The 21,671-nt window shown below is 34.1% G+C and carries 20 protein-coding genes and 1 pseudogene; 14 read left to right on the forward strand and 7 right to left on the reverse strand.

Annotated elements, in window-relative coordinates:
* Positions 1 to 44: 44 nt before the first annotated feature.
* From Q0A18_RS13765 to glgB, 3 genes are read right to left on the reverse strand one after another with little or no spacing between them, the layout of a single operon-like run.
* On the reverse strand, positions 45 to 1,313 hold the full coding sequence (locus tag Q0A18_RS13765; protein ID WP_292010730.1) for a glucose-1-phosphate adenylyltransferase: 1,269 nt from the start codon (positions 1,311 to 1,313) through the stop codon (positions 45 to 47).
* Positions 1,314 to 1,339: 26 nt separating this feature from the next.
* Entirely contained in the window at positions 1,340 to 2,746 is a 1,407-nt protein-coding gene (locus Q0A18_RS13770; protein ID WP_292010731.1) for a glycogen/starch synthase, read from the reverse strand.
* Between the two features lie 4 nt (positions 2,747 to 2,750).
* On the reverse strand, positions 2,751 to 4,700 hold the full coding sequence (gene glgB, locus Q0A18_RS13775) for a 1,4-alpha-glucan branching protein GlgB (protein ID WP_292010732.1): 1,950 nt from the start codon (positions 4,698 to 4,700) through the stop codon (positions 2,751 to 2,753).
* 197 nt (positions 4,701 to 4,897) lie between these two features.
* On the opposite strand from glgB, the gene Q0A18_RS13780 reads away from it, so the two are divergent.
* The 4 genes from Q0A18_RS13780 to Q0A18_RS13795 are packed head-to-tail and all read left to right on the forward strand — an operon-like array spanning position 4,898 to position 8,999.
* Positions 4,898 to 5,839 (forward strand): hypothetical protein, encoded by a 942-nt coding sequence (locus tag Q0A18_RS13780; RefSeq protein WP_292010733.1) that lies wholly within the window; start codon positions 4,898 to 4,900, stop codon positions 5,837 to 5,839.
* Between the two features lie 16 nt (positions 5,840 to 5,855).
* A complete protein-coding gene (locus tag Q0A18_RS13785; RefSeq protein ID WP_292010734.1) occupies positions 5,856 to 6,956 on the forward strand; it encodes a carboxylate-amine ligase in 1,101 nt (366 codons plus the stop codon).
* A gap of 29 nt (positions 6,957 to 6,985) precedes the next feature.
* A complete protein-coding gene (locus tag Q0A18_RS13790) occupies positions 6,986 to 7,807 on the forward strand; it encodes a GMP synthase (protein WP_292010735.1) in 822 nt (273 codons plus the stop codon).
* 13 nt (positions 7,808 to 7,820) lie between these two features.
* The gene (locus Q0A18_RS13795; protein WP_292010736.1) at positions 7,821 to 8,999 is read left to right on the forward strand and encodes a hypothetical protein; all 1,179 of its coding nucleotides are present in this window, start codon (positions 7,821 to 7,823) and stop codon (positions 8,997 to 8,999) included.
* 39 nt (positions 9,000 to 9,038) lie between these two features.
* On the opposite strand, the gene cphA is transcribed toward Q0A18_RS13795, so the two are convergent.
* Positions 9,039 to 11,660 (reverse strand): cyanophycin synthetase, encoded by a 2,622-nt coding sequence (cphA, locus tag Q0A18_RS13800; RefSeq protein ID WP_292010737.1) that lies wholly within the window; start codon positions 11,658 to 11,660, stop codon positions 9,039 to 9,041.
* A 200-nt stretch (positions 11,661 to 11,860) separates the two neighbouring features.
* Here cphA and Q0A18_RS13805 point away from each other — a divergent pair, with 200 nt between their 5' ends.
* From Q0A18_RS13805 to Q0A18_RS13815, 3 genes are all read left to right on the forward strand, one after another.
* A complete protein-coding gene (locus Q0A18_RS13805) occupies positions 11,861 to 12,751 on the forward strand; it encodes a cyanophycinase (protein ID WP_292010749.1) in 891 nt (296 codons plus the stop codon).
* 57 nt (positions 12,752 to 12,808) lie between these two features.
* Positions 12,809 to 13,651 (forward strand): isoaspartyl peptidase/L-asparaginase, encoded by an 843-nt coding sequence (locus tag Q0A18_RS13810; RefSeq protein WP_292010738.1) that lies wholly within the window; start codon positions 12,809 to 12,811, stop codon positions 13,649 to 13,651.
* A gap of 99 nt (positions 13,652 to 13,750) precedes the next feature.
* Entirely contained in the window at positions 13,751 to 13,990 is a 240-nt protein-coding gene (locus Q0A18_RS13815) for a YtxH domain-containing protein (RefSeq protein WP_292010739.1), read from the forward strand.
* A 345-nt stretch (positions 13,991 to 14,335) separates the two neighbouring features.
* On the opposite strand, the gene hisS is transcribed toward Q0A18_RS13815, so the two are convergent.
* From hisS to ssb, 3 genes are all read right to left on the reverse strand, one after another.
* Entirely contained in the window at positions 14,336 to 15,685 is a 1,350-nt protein-coding gene (gene hisS / locus Q0A18_RS13820; protein ID WP_292010740.1) for a histidine--tRNA ligase, read from the reverse strand.
* Between the two features lie 137 nt (positions 15,686 to 15,822).
* Entirely contained in the window at positions 15,823 to 16,275 is a 453-nt protein-coding gene (locus tag Q0A18_RS13825) for an HRDC domain-containing protein (RefSeq protein WP_292010741.1), read from the reverse strand.
* Positions 16,276 to 16,301: 26 nt separating this feature from the next.
* The gene (gene ssb / locus Q0A18_RS13830; RefSeq protein WP_292010742.1) at positions 16,302 to 16,634 is read right to left on the reverse strand and encodes a single-stranded DNA-binding protein; all 333 of its coding nucleotides are present in this window, start codon (positions 16,632 to 16,634) and stop codon (positions 16,302 to 16,304) included.
* A gap of 168 nt (positions 16,635 to 16,802) precedes the next feature.
* Here ssb and Q0A18_RS13835 point away from each other — a divergent pair, with 168 nt between their 5' ends.
* From Q0A18_RS13835 to Q0A18_RS13865, 7 genes and pseudogenes are all read left to right on the forward strand, one after another.
* Positions 16,803 to 17,702, forward strand: a complete 900-nt coding sequence (locus Q0A18_RS13835; RefSeq protein ID WP_292010743.1) for an arginase family protein — start codon at positions 16,803 to 16,805, stop codon at positions 17,700 to 17,702.
* 7 nt (positions 17,703 to 17,709) lie between these two features.
* Positions 17,710 to 18,306 (forward strand): HPP family protein, encoded by a 597-nt coding sequence (locus Q0A18_RS13840; protein WP_292010744.1) that lies wholly within the window; start codon positions 17,710 to 17,712, stop codon positions 18,304 to 18,306.
* Between the two features lie 4 nt (positions 18,307 to 18,310).
* Positions 18,311 to 18,655 (forward strand): DUF2116 family Zn-ribbon domain-containing protein, encoded by a 345-nt coding sequence (locus tag Q0A18_RS13845; protein WP_292010745.1) that lies wholly within the window; start codon positions 18,311 to 18,313, stop codon positions 18,653 to 18,655.
* Positions 18,656 to 18,676: 21 nt separating this feature from the next.
* The gene (locus Q0A18_RS13850) at positions 18,677 to 19,585 is read left to right on the forward strand and encodes a TIGR01777 family oxidoreductase (protein WP_292010746.1); all 909 of its coding nucleotides are present in this window, start codon (positions 18,677 to 18,679) and stop codon (positions 19,583 to 19,585) included.
* A gap of 41 nt (positions 19,586 to 19,626) precedes the next feature.
* Positions 19,627 to 20,208: a GDP-mannose pyrophosphatase NudK gene (gene nudK, locus Q0A18_RS13855; protein WP_292010747.1), complete on the forward strand. Its 582-nt coding sequence runs from the start codon at positions 19,627 to 19,629 to the stop codon at positions 20,206 to 20,208.
* A gap of 20 nt (positions 20,209 to 20,228) precedes the next feature.
* Entirely contained in the window at positions 20,229 to 21,284 is a 1,056-nt protein-coding gene (locus Q0A18_RS13860) for an ATP-grasp domain-containing protein (RefSeq protein WP_292010748.1), read from the forward strand.
* A gap of 9 nt (positions 21,285 to 21,293) precedes the next feature.
* Positions 21,294 to 21,671 (forward strand): annotated as a pseudogene (locus tag Q0A18_RS13865) (hypothetical protein); the annotation flags it as partial.

A 21,671-nucleotide genomic window follows, 5' to 3' on the forward strand; every position in this document is an offset into this window, starting at 1 on the left:
CCTTAGAAATGCAGATCTTTTTAAATTATAATCATAAAATGTAATTATCCTATATGGGTTCCGGGTGGAATTATCGCTCCTTTCTTAATTACTACAATTCCTTCTTTTACAGAATAAGTTTCAAAATCACCATCTGATAAATGTTTTCCCCCTATAATCCTCGCATTATCTCCTACTCGACAGTTTTTATCAAGAATTGCTTTTTCTATATAGCAGTACTTTCCTACTCCCATATTAGGTTTTCCTTCTTTTTCATTTTGAATAAACTCATTCGTATTCTGGTAAAAATCAGCTCCCATTACATAAGAACTAACAATTGTACTTCCTTTATCCACTCTGGTTCTATTTCCTATAATGGAGTTTTCAATTTTATCCGCCAAGATAATACACCCGTCTCCAAAGATAGCTTTACTCACATATGAACCATTGATCTTTGAAGGGGGAAGCATCCTTGCCCTTGTAAAGATGGGTGATGAAGAAAATAAATTAAATTGCGGCAGGTCTTGGCATAAATCCAGATTTGCTTCATAAAAAGATTCAATAGTTCCTATATCCGTCCAGTATCCTTCATATTGATAGCTTAAAATTTTATAGTTTCCTATCGAGTTGGGAATAATATCTTTTCCGAAATCATCTCCTGCTCCCTCATCAAACATTTTTTTCAAGATATTTTTTGAGAAAATATAAATTCCCATAGAAGCCAGATATTCTTTTCCTTTTTCTTTGTTATGCTCTGATACTTCAGATTTCAGATCACCTAAAAGGTCATAACTAGGTTTTTCAATAAATGAAGTAATATTTCCTTCATCATCAGATTTCAGAATTCCAAAACCGGTAGCATCTTTTGCATTTACAGGAATAGTAGCAATGGTAATGTCCCCTTCACTTTTGATATGGTAATCCAACATTTCCCTGAAATCCATCTGGTAAAGCTGATCACCTGAAAGAATCAGAATATAGTCATAATCATATTTCTCAAGATGCTTCATCGACTGCCGAACAGCATCAGCAGTTCCCTGATACCAATTATCATTTTCCACATTCTGCTCTGCTGCAAGAATATCTACAAAACCTTTACTGAAAATATCAAAATGATAAGAGTTTTTTATATGGGCATTTAAAGAGGCGGAGTTAAACTGTGTCAGAACCAAGATTTTATTCAGTCCTGAATTCAAACAATTAGAAATCGGAATATCGACTAATCTATATTTTCCGGCAATCGGAACTGCCGGTTTGGACCTTGTGTAAGTCAGTGGAAAAAGCCTCGTTCCTCTTCCTCCTCCTAAAACAATGGAAATAACGTTACGCTTCATAAGTATCTTGTAATTGAAATTTTGTTCTATTTTTTATAAAGATCTATATATTTCTCCGCCGATTTCTCCCAGGCAAAATCGAACTTCATATTAGTAAAAACTAAATTTTCCATCAGCTCTGTCTGCCTGTAAATGCTTATCCCTCTTTGAATAGCATGAATGACATCATCTACTCCCGGATAAGTAAAGTTTAATCCGGCACCTCCCGTAGAAATATCTTGTACAGTATCTTTTAATCCTCCTGTATAACGGACAATCGGAACTGTTCCATATCTCATGGCATACATTTGATTAAGTCCGCAGGGTTCTACTCTGGAAGGCATAAGTAAAAAGTCCGCAGATGCATATATCTTATGGGATAAATATTCCTTATATCCTAAGTCAGCTGCAAAATTGGTATAAATACTATCCAGTTCTCTTAACCGGTTCTCTATATAAGCATTTCCTGAGCCTAATACCATTATATTAAACATTCCATGGGTTTGCTGAATCCCTTTCCAAACTACATCCGGCATGAGATCAGCACCTTTTTCAGTTGCAAATCTTCCGATAAAAGCAAATAATGGTAATTCAGGATTAAGCTGATATTCCTTACAAAGTTTTTCTTTATTCTTTCTCTTCTGTTCTATGACATTATTCTGGTTAAAATTGTAATCCAGCATAGGGTCTGTTTCAGGATTCCATACTTCCGTATCAATACCGTTAATAATACCATATGCTTTTTCAAATTCATTACGGACTAGTCCTTCCAATCCTCTGAAACTTATGAAAAGTTCTTCAAGGTAACCCTGTGAAACAGCAGTGAAAGCATGACAGCATTTAATCATACATGCTAATGGATTAATTAATCCGTTCCAATCCAGAAGTCCCCATTTCCAGGTATCAAAAGGAGGCATATAGCTTACCATATTCCATCCCATTACTCCCTGATATTCACCATTATGAATAGTCCCAATAGTCTTTACTCCTTTTAAAAATGAAAATTCCGGACAGTTGTCTACCATAAAAGGAACAAGTCCCGTATGGTAATCATGACAATGCAATACATCAGGCCTGATCTGCATAGCCGTCAACCAGTGTAATACTCCATGCTGGAATGCTAAAAACTGAAAACTTTCATCCTCATATCCATATGGATTTTCTCTGTCTAAAAGTCCCGGGATTTTAATTAGATATAATTCAAATCCCAATACATCCGACTTCTCCTTCATTACCTGCACCTGAAGCATATCAGCCCCTTGATGAATGAACCCATCAAAAACTATATCAAGTTCATGATCATAAATAAAAGGTTTATTGTACCATGGCATCACAACTTTAGCATCTATTCCTTTTATTTTATTTTGATATTTGGGTAATGCGCCAACTACATCTGCTAAACCTCCCACTTTGGCTACAGGATAACATTCCGTACTGAGATGAAAAATAACCATTTCCTTATTTTTTTTGTGTTTCGATTTTATATAACTGATCCTTTTTTTCTTTTTTCTGTCTTAAAATAATTCCCGAAAGTGGAGAAAGATTAAGACTGATAGATTTGGAATGCCGCATCCATTCCTCATCCTGTTCTTTGAAGATTTCAGATTTCACTCCACTTCCATGATACTGTTCATCATCAGAGTTAAAAATAACTTCCCAATATGTTCCGGTATCCACACCTATTTTATAATCCAAAACTCTTGGTGTTAAGTTGATAACGATCATAAGAACATTCTTTTCTTCTTTTCCCTTTCTCAAATATACATACACTGAATTTTCCAGATCATCTGCTTCTATCCATTCGAAACCATCTTTACTGAACTGATTTTCATATAAAGAAGTTTCATTTTTATAGAGGTGATTCAGGTCTTTCACTAATGTTTGTAACCCTTTATGAATAGGATATTGCAGTAAATACCAATCCAGACTCTTTGTATAGTTCCATTCACTTGTCTGCCCGAATTCATCACCCATGAAAAGCAGTTTAGCTCCCGGATGAGTATACATATAAACAAACAATGCTCTGAGGTTTGCAAATTTCTGCCATTCATCCCCCGCCATCTTATAAATGAGGCTGGACTTACCATGTACTACTTCATCATGGGATAAAGGCATCATATAGTTTTCATTATACATATACATAGATGCAAAAGTCAGTTTATGATGATGGTATTTCCTATTAAGCGGATCTTCTTTAAAATAATCCAGTGTATCGTGCATCCATCCCATCATCCATTTCATCCCAAATCCTACTCCTCCAACATCTACAGGATGGGTAAGCATTGGAAAATCTGAACTTTCTTCAGCAATAGTAATAATATTATTTCCAAATTCTTTATATACTGCAGTATTGAATTCCTGTAAAAAAGTTTTTGCTTCCAGATTAATATTTCCACCGTATATATTCGGTTCCCATTCTCCTTCATTTCTGGAATAATCCAGATATAGCATAGAAGTAACCGCATCTACCCTCAGTCCATCGGCATGATATCTATCCAGCCAAAAAACAGCATTGGAAATAAGAAATGATTTTACTTCATTCCTTCCATAATTAAAAATATGAGATTTCCAATCAGGATGAAAGCCTTTCTTAGGATCTTCATGTTCATATAGGTAGGAACCATCAAAGCGGTGAAGCCCATTAGCATCCCCCGGAAAATGGGAAGGAACCCAATCGAGGAAAACTCCAATATCATTTTGATGTAACTCATCAATCAGATACATTAAATCCTGAGGTGAACCAAAACGCGATGTGGCAGCATAGAAACCGGTCACCTGATACCCCCAACTCGGATCATAAGGATATTCCATTACCGGCATAAACTCTACATGAGTAAATCCCATTTCTTTAACATAGGGTACCAACTTCTCAGCTATATCTCTATAATTTAGAAACCGATCTGACCCATCTTCACTTCTTTTCCATGATCCCAGATGAAGTTCATATACAGAAAGCGGAGACTCCCTTCTATTCTTCTTCCAACGATTCTGCATCCATTTTTTATCTTTCCATTCGTACCATGTAGTAGATACCAAAGAGGCAGCCTGAATATTCTGTTCCCAGCTTAATGCAAATGGATCACTTTTTTCTAAAATCTCACCATTTACAGTTTCTATCGCATATTTATAAAGTGTTCCCCACTCCAGATCATTAATAAACCCCTCCCAGATTCCGGATTCATCCCATCTTGGATATAAAATATGTACAGATGGTTTCCAGTTATTAAATTCTCCAATTATGGAAACGTCTTTAGCATTAGGTGCCCAAACTGAAAAATACACTCCTCTTACACCTTCTTTTTCTACAGAATGTGCTCCAAATTTCTCATATAGCTTATAATGCTTCCCCTCTTTAAAAAGATAAATATCCTGATTAGTAAAAAGAGTGTGGTTTTTAACAGGGTTCATCCTGACTTGATTTACTTTTTATATTTTGCTTTAAAGTACGAAAAAATACATAATTGTAGCTTTATTATCTTAAAAAAATTCCTGATATTTTCCTAGAAGATAATTCCCTACTAAATTAATAACTTTTTCTCGACATTATATATTAATCATTTTAAAATTAGTATCTTTAGTAGTTGATTTTAAAATCGCACACCCTGATGGTAAAAAAAGTGGGTATTTTATATGGGATGGAAAACTCTTTTCCTCAGGCATTTATTAATAAGGTGAATGAATTAGGTAAAGGAGATATTATAGCAGAACCTGTGATTATCGATAAACTTGAACAAGGTGTCGATTACGGATATGCCGTTATTGTCGACCGCATTTCCCATGATATTCCGTTCTACAGAGCCTATCTTAAAAATGCAGCACTGAACGGAACATATGTCATTAACAATCCTTTTTGGTGGAGTGCTGATGAAAAGTTTTTTAATAATGCTTTACTTCTAAAACTTGGATTACCCTTACCCAAAACAGTATTATTACCTTCCTATAAAAGACCGTCCGAAACTTCCGAAACTTCTTTCCGAAATTTAAAACAGCCCTATGACTGGGAATATATTTTTGATTACATTGGATTTCCTGCCTTCTTAAAACCTTATGACGGAGGAGGCTGGAAAAATGTATACCGGATAGAAAGTCCTGAAGAGCTTTGGAATACACTTGAAAAGACAGGGCAACTGGTAATGATGCTTCAGGAAGAAATATCTTTTGAGGATTATTACAGAGTATACTGTCTGGACAGAAAGCAGGTACGTATTATGCCCTACGAACCCAGAAATCCTTCTCACTTAAGATATTCTCCACAACTTAAAACTCAGGATCACCAGCTATTAGAAACCATTAAGGAATATTCTATTAAAATCAATAAAGCGTTAGGCTATGATTTCAATACTGTTGAATTTGCCGTAAAAGATGGAATACCTTATGCAATCGATTTCTGTAATCCGGCACCTGATGCTGATTTACAATCAGTCGGAGAAGAGAATTTTTCCTGGATTGTAGAACATGCTGCATTATTAGCCATAGAGAAAGCCCAAAAGTATATTCCCGGAAAAATAAAAATTACATGGGGAGACTTTATCACCAATACCCAATAAAATTAAAAACACAAAAATGAACCCATTCACTATCGGAATAGAAGAAGAATACCAGATTATCGATGTTGAAAGTCGCGATCTTGTTTCTCATGTTTCCAAAATACTGGAAGGAGGAGGCCCCATTTTAGGGGAAAACCTGAGACATGAAATGCATGAATCCATGATAGAAATGAAAACCGGAATATGCGACAATATAAAATCTGCCCGGGTTGAATTGACTCAATTAAGAAAACATCTTATTCATACTGCACATGCTCAGGGACTCCGTGTCTCAGGAGGAGGAACCCATCCTTTTTCACATTGGGCTTCCAATACCATTAATCAAGGGGAAAGATATATGAAAATTCTTGATGATATGGGAGATGTAGCACGTGAAAACCTTATTTTCGGACTTCATGTTCACATCACAATTCCCAGTCGTGAAGAAGGAATCAGAATTCAAAATAGTTTACGTCACTTCTTGCCTTATATTTATGCCCTTTCCACCAACTCTCCTTTCTGGATTGGGCGATATACAGGTTTTAAATCATATAGACAGGAAGTTTTTGCCAAGTTTCCGCGAACAGGAATTCCAAGTTACTTCAGTTCTTTGGCTGAATTTGACAAGTACGTTAATTTCCTGATAGAAGTAGGTGCTATTGATAATGCTACTAAAATATGGTGGGATATGCGCCTTCACCCTTTCTACCCTACTCTAGAATTCAGAATTTGTGATATGCCGTTACGGATTGAAGAAACTATCTGTATTGCTGCTATTATACAATGTCTGGTAGCAAAGATCACTTTCCTTAACCAACATCATCAGGAATTAAAAAGTTATAGGAAATTACTCTTAAATGAGAACAAATGGAGGGCCTCCAAGAGTGGAATAGAAGCTGAACTTATAGATTTTGAAAAAAAACGTACTTTACCTTTTACCGATCTGTTGGCACAATTACTCGAGTTTATTAATGAAACAGCAATAGAATTAGATTGTAAAGAAGAGATAGAATATGCCTGGGAAATTATAAAAAATGGTACAGGAGCGGACAGGCAGCTAAGAATATATAATGAGACCGGTGACTTGAAAAAAGTTGTTGATTATATGATTTCAGAAACTGAATATGGAATAATATAATTTTATATATTTACAAAAACTAAGATGATATGACCAATATAAGGATCGCCTTATTGGATATGAATAATAATCATTCCAATCAGGGCTTTAGAAACATTAAAGAGCTTTCCGAAGCTTTTCGTAATGGATCCGAGGAAAATGTAAGTATTGAAATATTCGATGTAAGATCCAAAAACGAAGTTCCAAACATTGAAGATTTTGATATTTTTATTTCTTCAGGAGGTCCTGGAACTCCTCATAAAGAAGGCCTCGAATGGGAAAAAAAATACACTCATTTTCTGGATTCCGTATACGAGCATAATAAGCTCTACCTCAGAAAAAAATATCTGTTTCTTATCTGTCATTCTTTTCAGGTAGCAAGTATACATTGGGAACTGGGAAATATTTGTCAAAGAAATACTCTTTCTTTTGGAGTTATTCCTATTCAAAAAACAGAGGAAGGAGAGGATGAATTCCTTTTTGAAAACCTACAGGAACCTTTTTATGGAGTTGATTCCCGATCTTTTCAGTTTATTGAGCCTAATTATCACCGTATTGAAGAGCTAGGGATGAAAATTATGGCTATGGAAAAATTTTGTTCTCATGTGGAATTAGAAAAAGCGGTTATGGCTGTTCGATTTTCTAATGAAATTTTTGGAACACAGTTTCATCCGGAAGCAAGCCCAGAGGCCTTGCTTGAAAATTTAAAAAATGAAAAGAATAGAAACGCCATAATTGAAAATTTTGGCATACAGAAATATATGGAAACACTAGATAGCATAGAAAATGAAAATAAATTAATAGCTACAAGAGCTCAAATATTACCCCGTTTTCTACAATTTGCTAAAAGTAATCTTTTAGCAATGGCATAAATTTTATTTAATTATGATCCCTCAATACAGAGAATTATTCAATCGAGAATTCACCCCTGAAAAGTATAATAGAATAAAAGAAAACCTCTCTCAGGAAAGCTATAAAGATCTCAGATTCAGAATTTCCGAAAGTCCTATTTTTCTTACAAAAGAATTTGAAAGTCAACTTACAGATGTATCTAAGGAGATTTTTAACTTCATAAAAAAAATTCCAAAAGAAATTTTACAAAAAGCTGTCCCTGAGAAATATAATATTCCTAATGACACTTCCCATCCCCATTTTTTCTCTATTGATTTTGGAATCTGTAAAAATGCAGCAGGCCAAATAGAACCCCGGCTTATCGAGCTACAGGCTTTTCCTTCTCTCTTCTCCTTTTTGAGAATACTAAAGGATAACTTTTGTGAAGTTTACCCTTTTCTCAATGAAATAAAGGATTCTAGGACCTTACAAGAATTTATCAATAATTTAAAAGTACTGATTATTGGAGACGAACATCCTGAGAATGTTATATTACTGGAAATTTATCCTGAAAAACAAAAAACGGCTGTCGATTTTATTCTTACAGAAAAATTATTGGGAATAAAAACCGTCTGCCTTACTCAAATTGAAAAAGATGGTAAACAGCTTTACTATAATAATAATGGTAAACGTACTAAAATCAATAGAATTTACAACAGGATAATTCTTGAAGAGCTGGACCGTATTCCTGGGCTTCATACACAATTCAATATGAGAGATGAGGTGGATATACAATGGATTACCCATCCCAACTGGTTTTTTAAAGTTTCAAAATATATTCTGCCCTTACTGAAACATGAATTTATTCCAAAAAGTTATTTTTTATCAGAATTTCCTGAGGATGAAAGTATAGAACGTTTTATATTGAAGCCTTTATTTTCTTTTGCCGGAAACGGGGTACGCCTAACTCCCACTAAACAGTTTATAGATTCTATTCAAGATAAAGAAAATTATATTTTACAGGAAAAGGTAGTGTATGCTCCTGTATTTAAAGATATTCACAATGAATTTTCAACAGCTGAGATTCGCTTACTTTATATATGGAAAGAGGAAGACAAAAATCCTATATTATTAGAAAATCTTGTAAGAATGACTAAATCAGATATGATTAATTCGAACTTTAATCCTCAAGACGATATATGGACTGGAAGTTCTTTGGCTTTTTTTAAATAAAATAAAAAGCCCTTATTGGCATAAGGACTTTTATCAATTTTATTCATCTTCCAGAAGTTCTTTTGCCTGGTATTCCTGAACCAGTTCTATAGCATTGGAAATAACATCACTTAAAGCGGTAATAAAAGTACCTTCCTCAGCCATACTTATGGCATGTTTTAAAGCCTCTATTTCTTTTGGTATAATTTCATAACTCACATCTCTTCCTGAAGCCTGTATTCCTTCAATCAATAACCCATTGATTTCCTCTTCCGTTCTTCCTCTGAGATGTCTTTCGTTACGGATAATAATATAATCAAACATTCTTCCTGCGATCTTACCGCATTCCCGGATATCCCCGTCCCTTCGGTCCCCAACCCCAGAAATAATTCCTATTTTCTTGTGGGATTCCACATTCTTAAGATAATCTTCAATAGCTTCGTACCCAGCAGGATTATGAGCAAAATCTATTAGAACTTTAAAGCTTTTGAATTTAAAAACATTCAGTCTGCCGGGAGTAAGCTGTGCACTGGGAATGAATGTCCGTAAAGAACCTGAAATATCTTCTATTGCAAAACCATAGAGGTAACAGGCTAAACTTGCCGCCAGTACATTTTCAATCATGAATTTAGCTTTTCCTTCCATAGTAATAGGAAAATCTTTTGCTTTTCCTATTCTGATCTTCCAATCCCCTTTTTTAATGGTAACAAAACCTTCTTCATATACACAGGTTACCTTTCCTTCTTTTGCAAATTTTTTGATATACGGATTATTTTCATCTGTACTAAAGATAGCAACATTACTCTCCAGGTCGTTGATAATCTTCATGGAATATTCATCGTCTGCATTCATTACACTCCAACCATTCTTCTTTACACTATCAAGTACTACTCTTTTCACCCGAGTGAGATCCTTAAGTGTATGAATGTCATTCATTCCCAAATGATCTTCTTTAATATTGGTCAGAACTCCGATATCACATTGTGAAAAACCAAGCCCGGAGCGCAAAATTCCACCTCTTGCCGTTTCCAAAACTGCAAATTCCACAGTTGGATCTTTTAATATAAACTCAGCAGATTGTGGCCCTGTAGTGTCACCTTTAGAAAGCATCATATTCTGAATATAAATTCCGTCAGAAGTCGTAAAGCCTACTCTGTATCCGTTATTTTTTACAATATGGGAAATTAATCTTGTTGTAGTTGTTTTTCCATTAGTTCCGGTTATGGCAATAATTGGAATGGTAAATGGTTTACCTTGGGGATACAGCATATCTACTACAGGAGCTGCAACATTTCTTGGAAGTCCTTCTCCAGGAGCTAAATGCATTCTGAATCCCGGAGCAGCATTGACTTCTATAATCGCTCCTCCGTTTTCTTTTAAAGGCTGCGTAAGGTTTTCTGCCATTACATCAATTCCACAAACATCCAAACCTATAATTCTGGAAATCCTTTCGGCCATCATGATATTTTCAGGATGTACCATATCTGTAACATCAATAGAAGTTCCTCCTGTTGATAAATTAGCTGTTGATTTAAGATATACAACTTCTCCTTTCTGAGGAATTGTTTCCAGAGTATACTCAAGTTTTTCGAGTAATTCAAGAGTATCTTTATCTACTTTTATTTCTGTTAAAACATTTTCATGCCCGTAGCCTCTTCTGGGATCTTCATTTTCTTTATCTATCAATTTCTGAATATTAAGTTCCCCATCTCCTATAATATGGGCGGGAACCCTTCTGGCAGCTGCCACTATTCTATTATTAATAACTAAAATTCGGAAGTCATACCCTTTAATGTATTTTTCTACAATGGTTTTCTTGGAATATTGCTGGGCATAACTTAAACCTACCTGAGCAGATTCCCAGTTGATAACATTAATAGAAGTTCCTTTCCCATGATTCCCGTCCAGGGGTTTTATTACCAGAGGATATCCAATTTCATTAATAATACTTTTCAATTCCTCTTCATTTTCTATCAATCCTCCTATAGGAACCGGAATAGCAGCCTCATGAAGCATTCGTTTCGTCAGTTCTTTATTACATGCAATATCTACTGCTATAGAACTTGTATTTCCTGTAATAGTAGCCTGAAATCTTTGCTGATTCACTCCATATCCTAATTGAACAAGAGAATTGTTTCCTAATCTGATCCATGGAATTTTTCTGGAAACTGCTTCTTCTACAATGCTGCCGGTAGAAGGACCAAGACGCACGCGTTCTCTTATTTCTCTTAGTTCTTGAACACAAGCATTTAAATCATAATCAGTCCCTTCAATTAAAGTTTGGGCTATTTTTACAGCTTCTTCTGCTGCAAAAATACCGGCACTCTCTTCGATATAATTAAAAACTACATTATAAATTCCCGGGGTCTTTGTCTCCCGAGTCCTTCCAAAACCTGTCTCCATTCCGGCTAAAGATTGTATTTCTAAAGCGATATGCTCCACTACATGCCCCATCCATGTTCCGGTCTCCACTCTATGAAAAAAGCCCCCTTCCACTCCTTCTGAACATCTATGTGTAATCAGTGACGGGATCAGATTTTCAATTCTTTCCCTGAAACCTTCGATCTTGTTAGTAGGATAGTTTTCCATTTCTTCAAGATCCAACCTCATCTGAATCAGCTTTTTCCTTCTTATACTCCAAATATTCGGACCCCTTAAAGCCTGTATCTTCTCAATTTTCATGGTTCATATTTTTTCCGATTAGTAAAAATTACTTTCAAAATCAAAGATAATCTAAAAGCATACACAAAACTACAGGCAATATTAAAAGATTCATCAAAAAATAATTAAATTTAATATACACTTATAAAACATTCAAAATCAATTTAAATAGTATCTAAATTTCATAGGAATTTATTTATTTTTTAAATTTGCATACTATGATGAAACCTGTTGGAAAATTAATTATAATTGGAGGAGCTGTTAATAAAGGAGCCTTTTCAGATAACGATTATGATCAAAACGTTGAAAAGAATCTTAATTTCTTTGAAAGAGGTATCCTAAGAAAAATTATCAGCGAATCTAAAAATAAAGAAAACTCAGTAATAGAAATTATTACTACAGCTTCTCAGATTCCTCATATCGTAGGAACTGAATATAAAAAAGCTTTCGAATTTTTAGGAGCTCAAAAAGTAAATATCCTGGATATTCATAATCGTGAAGAAGCTAATTCTGATGCAATGGTAGCAAGAGCCAATGCTGCCGATGTGGTAATGTTTACCGGAGGTGACCAGTTGAGACTCACTTCTATTCTTGGTGGAACCCGATTTCATGATACTATCTTACTGAAATATCAGGAACAGAACTTCATCTATTCAGGAACTTCAGCCGGGGCTGCAGCTGCTTCAGAAAATATGATCTATCAGGGAAGCAGTTCCGAAGCTCTATTAAAAGGAGAAATAAAAACAACACAGGGGTTAGGATTCATTGATAATGTAATTGTGGATACTCACTTTGTTCAGAGAGGACGAATTGGGCGTCTTTTTCAGGCCGTGGTTAATAATCCCCGTACATTAGGAATCGGATTAGGAGAAGATACCGGACTATTCATTTATAATGATAAAATGACTGCTGTAGGCTCCGGCCTGGTAATCATTGTTGACGGAAGGTTTATTAAAGATACTAATCTTACCAATATTAATTTAGGAGAACCTATTTCCATAGATAATTTAGTAGTACATGTAATGTCTATGAATGACCACTATGATTTAACTACAAGGGAACTTACCATTGAAAATTCTCAGTTCAATCCCATTCCCCAGGATGACAAATAATAAGCAGTGAAGATTTTTCTTCACTTTTTTTATAAATTTAAACTTCAAACTAATCGTATGAAAATTATTATACATGGAGGATTCTTTTCCGAAAGCGATCAAAGCCACGAAATGAAAATAACAAAGCAAAATGCTTTGAAAATCATTATACAACAATCTTTTGAATACCTGCAATCTCATTCTGCATTTGAAACAGCAGCTTATGCTGTTTCTCTTTTGGAAGATGATCCATTATTCAATGCCGGAATAGGCTCACAAATTCAAAGTGATGGTATTATCAGGATGAGTGCTGCCATTATGGATGGAGCAAGCCAAAAAATGAGTGGAGTCATTAATATTCAAAATGTGAAGAATCCCATTTTTGTTGCTAAAGAGCTGATAAATGAAGATGATAGGGTTTTAGGGGGCAAAGGAGCTAAGGATTATGCATCTGAACATGGATTTGAAGATTTCTCTACAGAAATTCCTCAAAGAAGAAATGAATATGAAAATAAATCAAAAAATGGAGGAAAAGGAACTGTAGGCTGTGTAGCTCTGGATCACGAGGGAAAACTTGCAGTAGCCACTTCAACCGGTGGAAAAGGATTCGAAATTCCCGGAAGGATATCTGATTCTGCAACAGTTGCAGGAAACTACGCCAATTCAATATGCGCTGTAAGCTGTACAGGTGTGGGTGAAGACATTGTAAGTAATGCCACAGCAACCAAAATTGTAACAAGAGTTACGGATGGAATAAACCTGAAAGATGCTTTTGAAAAAACTTTTAATGAATTAAAAATGATTGATGGATTTGCAGGAGCCATTGCTATTGATAAAGAAGGAAACATTTTTCATCAAGATTCTTATCCTACTATGGTTTATGCCAGCTTTGATGGTCACACCTTACAAGTCTTTGATTAACTTTAACATAATTTTATAAGTAAGCCATTTTCTTTGGCACGTATTTTACATATATAATTAAAACAAATTTTAATTTACTAACTTAAAAAAATAGAAATCATGGGAAATAAAACAAATGGCCTATTAGCTCTTCTAGGATTAGGTGCTTTGGCTTACTGGAAATACAAGAAGTCAACTCCTGAGCAACAACAAGCTGTGAAAGATAAAATCAATACAGCAAAAGATAATCTTAATAAATTGGGAAATGACATCAAAAACAAAGCAAACGATGTTGCTTCTCAAGTACAAAGTAAAGTAGATGAAGCTAAAACTAAAATAGAAGATTCAACTGCCAACTAACAAAAGTTTTTAACATTCATATATACAAAAGTCATCATTACATTTTAGTAGGATGACTTTTTTTGTGCCTTTACACTAAATACTATGGGAATCTTATTTCCCAATTATGGAATCCTCCACTTTCCTTTTATACTTTCCAAAAGATTCAACTCATTTGAATTAAGAGAAATTCTTCCATTCAGAAACTCATCTACAAAATAAAAATTTTATTTTAGATGACGCTCTACTTTTGTATTTCAGGATTTTCGGTTGATATCCAAATAGTTAATTTTCCTGACTTTAATTTATAAAAATTTAAATCCTATAAAAAAGGAAAGCATTACTTTATAATAATGCTTTCTATTTTCAGTTTAAAAACTCCTCCAACGAAACGGTCTTTTGTTCTCCGTCTTCCAGGTTTTTAAAAGTTACTGTCCTATTTTTCATTTCTTCTTCTCCTAAAAATACGAGATTTTTAATTCCTTTTTTCTCTGCATAAGTAAACTGTTTTCCAAGTTTTACATTTTCAGGATATAGCTCGGCAGAAATTCCTTTCTCTCTTAATTGGATAATTAACTTTAAGGCTTCCAATGTTTCTTCTCCTCCGAAATTTGCGAACAAATATTCTACTTTAGAGCTAGCTTCTTCCGGAAAAAGTCCTAATTCTTCCATAACTAAATAGATTCTATCCAGTCCAAAAGAAATTCCTATTCCCGGGATATTTTTTACTCCAAAAACTTCGGTAAGACTGTCATACCTTCCACCACCACCAATAGAACCCATCTGCACTTCATCTGCTTTCACTTCAAATATAGCTCCTGTATAGTAATCTAATCCTCTTGCCAATGTAATATTAAATACCAAATTCTGCAGATCTACCCCTAAACTTAATGACTGAGTAAGAACGAATTCTAACTCTTCAACTCCTTTTGTTCCTATTTCATTTCCTGAAAATTTTTCTTTCAATAAAAGAAGATTTTCTAAGGAGTCGCTAGACTGACTGAATAAAAAATCAAGTTTATCAATAGATTCCTGAGTAATGCCTTTTTCCAACAATTCTTTTATAACACCTTCCTTTCCTATTTTATCAAGTTTATCTAAAGCTACCGTAAAATCTATCAGCTGATCAGTAATCCCTGCGTATTCGGCTAATCCAGAAAGGATTTTTCTATTATTGATATGAATTGTTACCGGAATATTTAGATTTGAAAAAGATTTTAAATATAACTGAACCAGCTCTACTTCCTGATAAAGACTTTCACTTCCTACCACATCGGCATCACATTGATAAAACTCTCTGAATCTTCCTTTTTGAGGGCGATCAGCTCTCCAGACCGGCTGAACCTGATAACGTTTGAAAGGAAAAGTAAGCTGACCATGATTCATGGCAACAAATCTAGCAAAAGGTACGGTAAGATCATAACGAAGAGCCTTATCCGAAATTTGAGAAGTTAATTTCTGATGGTTTTTATTCTCCCAATCTTCCTGATTAACTTTGGAAGTATAATCTCCCGAGTTTAGGATTTTAAAAATCAATCGGTCTCCTTCTTCTCCATATTTCCCTGTAAGGGTTGAAAGGTTTTCAAAACTTGGAGTTTCCAAAGGTTGGAATCCAAATAATTCGAAATTTTTCTGTAATGTATTGATAATATATTTTCTTCTTGAGACTTCCTGAGCAGTAAAATCTCTTGTCCCTTTTGCTAAGCTTGGCTTCATTGTATATAAATTAATGAATTGTACTGCAAAAATAGTAAATTGAAAAGACTTTTTCCTAATAACAGAAGAGTCTAAATATAACTTTAGACTCTTCATTTTCATTTCATCATTTGTATTCTATTAAAATCATTGTTATTTCATACACCTTCTAATATCTCTAATATTTCCTCACCATAATTTTCTATTTTATGTTTTCCAAATCCTTTAATATCTAAGAGTTCTTCTTTTTTAGCAGGTTTATATCTTGCTACAGACATCAGCTCTTTATTGGTAGCAATAAAATAGGTGGGTAAATTTTGATTTTTCGCTTTTTCTGATCTCCAATATTTAAGAGCATCCAATATTTTAAGTTCATCAGAATTCAAAGCCTGATCCTCTATGGAATATTTTACAGATTGGCCTTCTTTTACTGTATTAACTATAATCTCGGGTTCCTCAAAATAAAGAACAACTGACCAATAATTTTCATCATTTACAAATGCAGTTTTTGTCTGAATAATAGTATGAGCTGCAAGAAACTTATCTAAAGTTCTCTGATCTTTATGTAAAAACTCTTTATCGAGTCTTACTTTAAAAATTTTTACTTTCATTATTTGGTGTTTTGTGTTTCACATAATTATTTTCCTCCCAAAAGCAGAATCTCCTCCACCCTGATTTCTGTGATGTATTTTTTCACTCCATCCTTATCATCATAGGAACGATAAGTTAACTTGCCTTCTATTGCAATTTCTTTCCCTTTCGAAACATATTTTTGAAAGATTTCGGCAACTTTTCCAAAAGCTACCAAATTGTGCCATTGAGTCTCCTCGACTTTTTCTCCTTTAGCGTTCGTGTAATAATCACTGGTAGCTAAGGATACACTTGCCTTACTATTTCCGTTATCGAAATTTACCATTTCAACTTCTTTTCCTGTGTAACCTATTAAGGTAACTTTGTTTCTTAGTGACATAATTTTAGATTTTAAGATTAATATTAGATAAGAGACGTTCACTGTTTTCTCAAATCTCTGGTACAAAGATTCTCAAACTCACAAAACATAGTCGGTATAAAACTATTTAAATTCGTTTGTAGTCGTTTGAAAACGGATATTTTATTATATTTGAGCAAATATTAATTAATGAAACGGGATGTTAATATTTTTGAATTCCCCCTGAATTTGGGGCTTACCAAAAAGGATCATGAAACTGAACCAGGAGTCAGAAAGCTCCCGGATTGGTTGAATAAATTTAATTTTCATCAAGAAATTAATCCGAAACATATTTTCCGTCTTAATGCTCCACCTTATACAATAGAATTCGATGAGGAGGCACAGGTTAATAATTCGGATGCTATTATTGAATATGCCAAACAACAATCTGATCTTATTTCAAAATATTTTACTCCTGATTATTTTAATATCATATTAGGTGGTGACTGCAGCATTCTCATCGGAAATGCTCTTGCCATGAGAAAAAAAGGAAACTTCGGATTGTTTTATCTTGATGGTCATACCGATTTTATTCTGCCACACCTTTCACAAAGCAGAGCAATTGCAGGAATGGACCTAGCAATTATTGCGGGATTAGGACATGAAAAACTTACGAATATTAATCATCTCAGGCCTTATATTGAGGAAGAGAACATATTTTGTGTGGGAAATGCAGAAACTCAAGATCAGCATTATGTAGAACCAATCATTAATTCTAAGGTTCATTATTTTGATCTCTTTAAGCTCAGACAAAATGGTTTCTACAAAACGGCTAAAGACTTTTTGAACATGATTGAAAATAAAAAACTGGATGGTTTCCTGATTCATCTTGATGTAGATGTTTTAAAAGATGAAATAATGCCTGCTGTAGACAGCAGAATGGAAGAAGGAATTGATTATCCTGAGCTCAAAGAAACTCTTATTCCTTTAGTATCTCATCCTGAATGTAGAGGGATTGAAATTACAATCCTAGACCCCAATTACGACCAAGATGGTATTTGTACCATTCCTTTTATTCACCACATAACCGAAATTTTAAAAAGTATTTGAAATAGTAATGAAAAAGAGAATTAACAGAACACTGAGAGTATCTAAATATGTAATTTATAAAGAAACGTTAGTAGATTATAAAGAGCATTTCTGGTCATTTTTAGGATCTTTTTTCGGAATCGGATGTATAGGATTTATTCAGTCTCATTATCTTCTGCAAGAGGAAAACATATTTCTTATCGGATCTTTTGGTGCATCCAGTGTTTTGATCTACGGAGCAATCCAGAGTCCATTGGCTCAACCCAGAACCTTAATCGGTGGACATTTCATTTCAGCTTTGGTGGGAGTTACCATTTATAAACTCGTTCCTGATATACTTTGGGTTTCTGCTCCCTTAGCTGTTGCTCTTTCGATCGTTTTGATGCAATATACTAAGACATTACATCCACCGGGAGGTGCCACTGCTCTTATCGCTGTTACCTCTACCGGAAAAATTCCGGATTTAGGATACTGGTATGCAATTTCGCCTGTATTATCAGGCTGTATTATCTTATTATCGGTAGCTTTACTTTTTAATAATATAACGCCTAACCGAAGTTATCCTACCCACGGCAGATTTAAAAGGCTGCTAAGAAAAAAACATCTGCACAAAATGAAAAACTAAAATTATGAACTGTATCGAATGTGGCGAAAAAATCATAGGAAGATCAGATAAAAAATTCTGCAATGATGCCTGCCGGAATGCTTATAACAATAAGCAAAATAAAGACTCGAACAATCTCATGCGCAATATCAACAATAAATTGCGTAAAAATTACCGTATTTTACGGGAAATAAATAAAGAAGGAAAAACTAAAATTCTCAGATCAAAATTGAATGCCTTTGGTTTTGATTTTGATTATTTCACTCATTTAAAAGTATATAAAAATGGTTCGGAATACAAATTTATATATGATTACGGGTATAAGATTTTAGAAGATAATTTTGTTTTAATTGTAAGAAACCAAGCTTAAATTTGTCCATCAGTCACAATTATGAAAGAAATCGTTTTAATTACAGGAGCCGGAGGAATGATTGCCCAGGAATTATCAAGAAAATTGGGTAAAGACTATATTATTAGATTTTTAACTAGAACCAAGAGACAGGAAAATCAATATGAATGGGACCTTGATAAGGGAACAATAGACGAAACAGCCTTTGAAAATGTAGATCATATTATTCATCTTGCAGGAGCCAATATTTCTGAAAAAAGATGGACTGAAAAAAGAAAAAAAGAATTAATTTTCAGCCGCGTTAATTCTGCAAAGCTGATTCTCGACACTTTAAAAAAGAAAAATATTGTTCTGAAATCATTTATTTCTGCTTCAGGTATTAATGTTTATGGTACCGAAACTACAGAAAAAATATACAAAGAAGATGATCCTAAAGGGAATGACTTTCTAAGCAAAGTTGTGATCTTATGGGAGCAGGCAGCCGATTGGTTCTCAGAAGAGAAGGTAGTTCAAAGAGTGGTAAAATTAAGAACAGCTGTTGTACTTTCAGAAAAGGAAGGAGCACTCAAAAAAATGATCCCTCCTATACGATATTATATCGGTTCACCTTTAGGTAATGGCAAACAGTATATGCCATGGATTCATATTACTGATATTTGTGCTATTTATGAATTTGCTTTAAAAAATCCACAGATGAATGGAGCCTATAACGCAGCTTCTCCCCAACATTCCACTAATGAAAATTTCACCCGTAAAATAGCCAAAGTTCTTAATAAACCACTATGGATGCCCAATGTCCCGGCATTTATTATACAATTATTATTTGGAGAGCTTTCCGATGCCTTATTGAATGGATCAAGAGTTTCTTCTAAAAAATTACAGGATGAAGGATTCCAATTTCAATTCCCTGATTTAAAAGAAGCTCTCGAAAATTTACTGATCAAAAAATAATTAGATTATATCAAACCAAAACAATCCAAAAATTACACCTTATGCAAAATACAAGAGTAAATATTTTAAAAACAGAAATATTATCCGATAACTGGTATACTTTAAGAAAGATTACATTCAATATCCTGAAAAAAGACGGTACTGTGGAAACCCAAAACAGGGAAGCATATGACCGGGGAAACGGTGCTGTAATTTTATTATATAACAAAGAAACAAAGTCGGTTACATTGACCAGACAATTCAGATTACCCACTTATCTTAACGGAAATACCAGCGGAATGCTTATTGAAGCCTGTGCCGGATTATTAGACAACGACAATCCTGAAAATTGTATAAGAAGAGAAACTGAAGAAGAAACAGGCTACAAAATTGGAAAAGTTCAAAAGGTTTTTGAATCTTATATGTCACCGGGATCAGTCACGGAAATTCTTCATTTTTTCATTGCTGAATATTCTAAAGAAATGAAAGTGAATGATGGCGGAGGGCTTGAGGAAGAGGGGGAAAATATTGAAGTTTTAGAAATTCCTTTTGAAGAAGCTCTTAAAATGGTAGATTCCGGAGAAATTATGGATGCTAAAACAATCATGTTATTGCAGCATATCCGTTTGAAAGGAATTTTGTAAATATTTTTAAATCGTAAGTTATGTCTCAAAAAGTAGCCATCCTTTACCAAACCCAAACTCCACCGGAAAAAAATGGAATCATTAAACCTATGAAACCTGGAGGCTATTCTGACAGCGGAGCCGATATTACCTATTCTTTGCAGAAACAGCATATTGAAGTTATCATCCCAAAAGAATCCCCTAACGTGAATATTGATTTAGATTGGGTTTTCCCGGATTCTAAAGAAGGTATAGAATCTGCAGTTAATGCAGGAGCCCAAATTATATGGATGAATACAGTTCTTTACTCAGGACATCCTATTGAAGAGTTTTTAAAGAAAGGAATTTCTGTTGTAGGTCAAATTCCCGAAAATGTGGATCTATATGATGACAAATGGGTAACCAATGCCTTATTGAAAGATTATGGACTGCCTATCCCAAGATCAGTAATGATTACCCTGGAAAATATTGAAAGCTATATCCTTGATTTTCCCTTTCCTGTAGTAACAAAACCTATTCGGGGAAGAGGAAGTCAGGGTGTTTCCCTTGTACATTCAAAGGAAGAGCTTACTTCCATTCTGAAAAAAATGTTTACTTCAAATGATTTTGGAGAAGCCTTGTATGTAGAAGAGTTTTTGTCAGGAGAAGAAGTTACTATTACTGTAATGCCACCGGGAAATTATAAGATCAATTACGAAGATATACATCAGGAACACTACTGGTCATTACCTCCGGTAAGACGCTTTAATCATGAAAACGGCATTGCTCCTTATAATGGAACAGTCGCTGTTATTAACAACAGTGAAGTATTGAATGATACTGAATTACAAAGTGATGTTATCCTTCAATTATGTAAAGATTGTGAGCAGGCTACCCAATTAGTTAAAGCAAAAGCACCTATCCGTATAGATTGCCGGGCTAATGCAGAAGGAAAATATTTTCTTTTTGACCTTAATATGAAACCTAATATGACAGGTCCTTCCCGACCGCATCGTCAAAATCAGGACAGTCTTACTGCCTTAGCTGCCAGAAAAATAGGATGGAGTTTTGATGATCTTATTTTAAATATGTTGAACCAGAACTGGAGATTACTTTAACAATGTCACATGAATAGAAGTTTATATAATAGTTCCATTGATATTTTTTTAAAACAAGATAAAGATGCTATTTTTGGTAACATTACCAATAAATATCAACATAGTTTAGAGGATTTACAAAAAAATTCATGGATAAAACAAATTGATATTTTAAAAAAAGTACTCGGTTCATTTAACTCAGGAAATATTTATTTTGAATTTTCAATTCCTAGAATGGGCAAAAGAGTAGATAATATCATTATCATTAAAGATCTTATTATTTTATTAGAATTTAAAATTGGAGAATCAAAATATACTTTACAAGGTCAAAATCAAACAATAGATTACTGTTTAGATCTAATCAATTTTCATGAAGGAAGTCACAATAAAAAAGTAATACCCATACTA

The sequence above is a fragment of the Chryseobacterium sp. genome, from assembly GCF_022712095.1.
GTDB lineage: Bacteria > Bacteroidota > Bacteroidia > Flavobacteriales > Weeksellaceae > Chryseobacterium.

Bases quoted from the DNA above. Each gene is read 5' to 3' on its own strand.
- nudK (WP_292010747.1), top strand. From the start codon at position 19,627: ATGCAAAATACAAGAGTAAATATTTTAAAAACAGAAATATTATCCGAT.
- Q0A18_RS13795 (WP_292010736.1), top strand. From the start codon at position 7,821: ATGATCCCTCAATACAGAGAATTATTCAATCGAGAATTCACCCCTGAA.
- Q0A18_RS13850 (WP_292010746.1), top strand. From the start codon at position 18,677: ATGAAAGAAATCGTTTTAATTACAGGAGCCGGAGGAATGATTGCCCAG.
- Q0A18_RS13860 (WP_292010748.1), top strand. From the start codon at position 20,229: ATGTCTCAAAAAGTAGCCATCCTTTACCAAACCCAAACTCCACCGGAA.
- Q0A18_RS13825 (WP_292010741.1), bottom strand. From the start codon at position 16,275: ATGAAAGTAAAAATTTTTAAAGTAAGACTCGATAAAGAGTTTTTACAT.
- Q0A18_RS13810 (WP_292010738.1), top strand. From the start codon at position 12,809: ATGAAAATTATTATACATGGAGGATTCTTTTCCGAAAGCGATCAAAGC.
- ssb (WP_292010742.1), bottom strand. From the start codon at position 16,634: ATGTCACTAAGAAACAAAGTTACCTTAATAGGTTACACAGGAAAAGAA.
- Q0A18_RS13780 (WP_292010733.1), top strand. From the start codon at position 4,898: ATGGTAAAAAAAGTGGGTATTTTATATGGGATGGAAAACTCTTTTCCT.
- Q0A18_RS13770 (WP_292010731.1), bottom strand. From the start codon at position 2,746: ATGGTTATTTTTCATCTCAGTACGGAATGTTATCCTGTAGCCAAAGTG.
- hisS (WP_292010740.1), bottom strand. From the start codon at position 15,685: ATGAAGCCAAGCTTAGCAAAAGGGACAAGAGATTTTACTGCTCAGGAA.
- Q0A18_RS13805 (WP_292010749.1), top strand. From the start codon at position 11,861: ATGAAACCTGTTGGAAAATTAATTATAATTGGAGGAGCTGTTAATAAA.
- Q0A18_RS13845 (WP_292010745.1), top strand. From the start codon at position 18,311: ATGAACTGTATCGAATGTGGCGAAAAAATCATAGGAAGATCAGATAAA.
- Q0A18_RS13765 (WP_292010730.1), bottom strand. From the start codon at position 1,313: ATGAAGCGTAACGTTATTTCCATTGTTTTAGGAGGAGGAAGAGGAACG.
- Q0A18_RS13790 (WP_292010735.1), top strand. From the start codon at position 6,986: ATGACCAATATAAGGATCGCCTTATTGGATATGAATAATAATCATTCC.
- glgB (WP_292010732.1), bottom strand. From the start codon at position 4,700: ATGAACCCTGTTAAAAACCACACTCTTTTTACTAATCAGGATATTTAT.
- cphA (WP_292010737.1), bottom strand. From the start codon at position 11,660: ATGAAAATTGAGAAGATACAGGCTTTAAGGGGTCCGAATATTTGGAGT.
- Q0A18_RS13815 (WP_292010739.1), top strand. From the start codon at position 13,751: ATGGGAAATAAAACAAATGGCCTATTAGCTCTTCTAGGATTAGGTGCT.
- Q0A18_RS13835 (WP_292010743.1), top strand. From the start codon at position 16,803: ATGAAACGGGATGTTAATATTTTTGAATTCCCCCTGAATTTGGGGCTT.
- Q0A18_RS13785 (WP_292010734.1), top strand. From the start codon at position 5,856: ATGAACCCATTCACTATCGGAATAGAAGAAGAATACCAGATTATCGAT.
- Q0A18_RS13840 (WP_292010744.1), top strand. From the start codon at position 17,710: ATGAAAAAGAGAATTAACAGAACACTGAGAGTATCTAAATATGTAATT.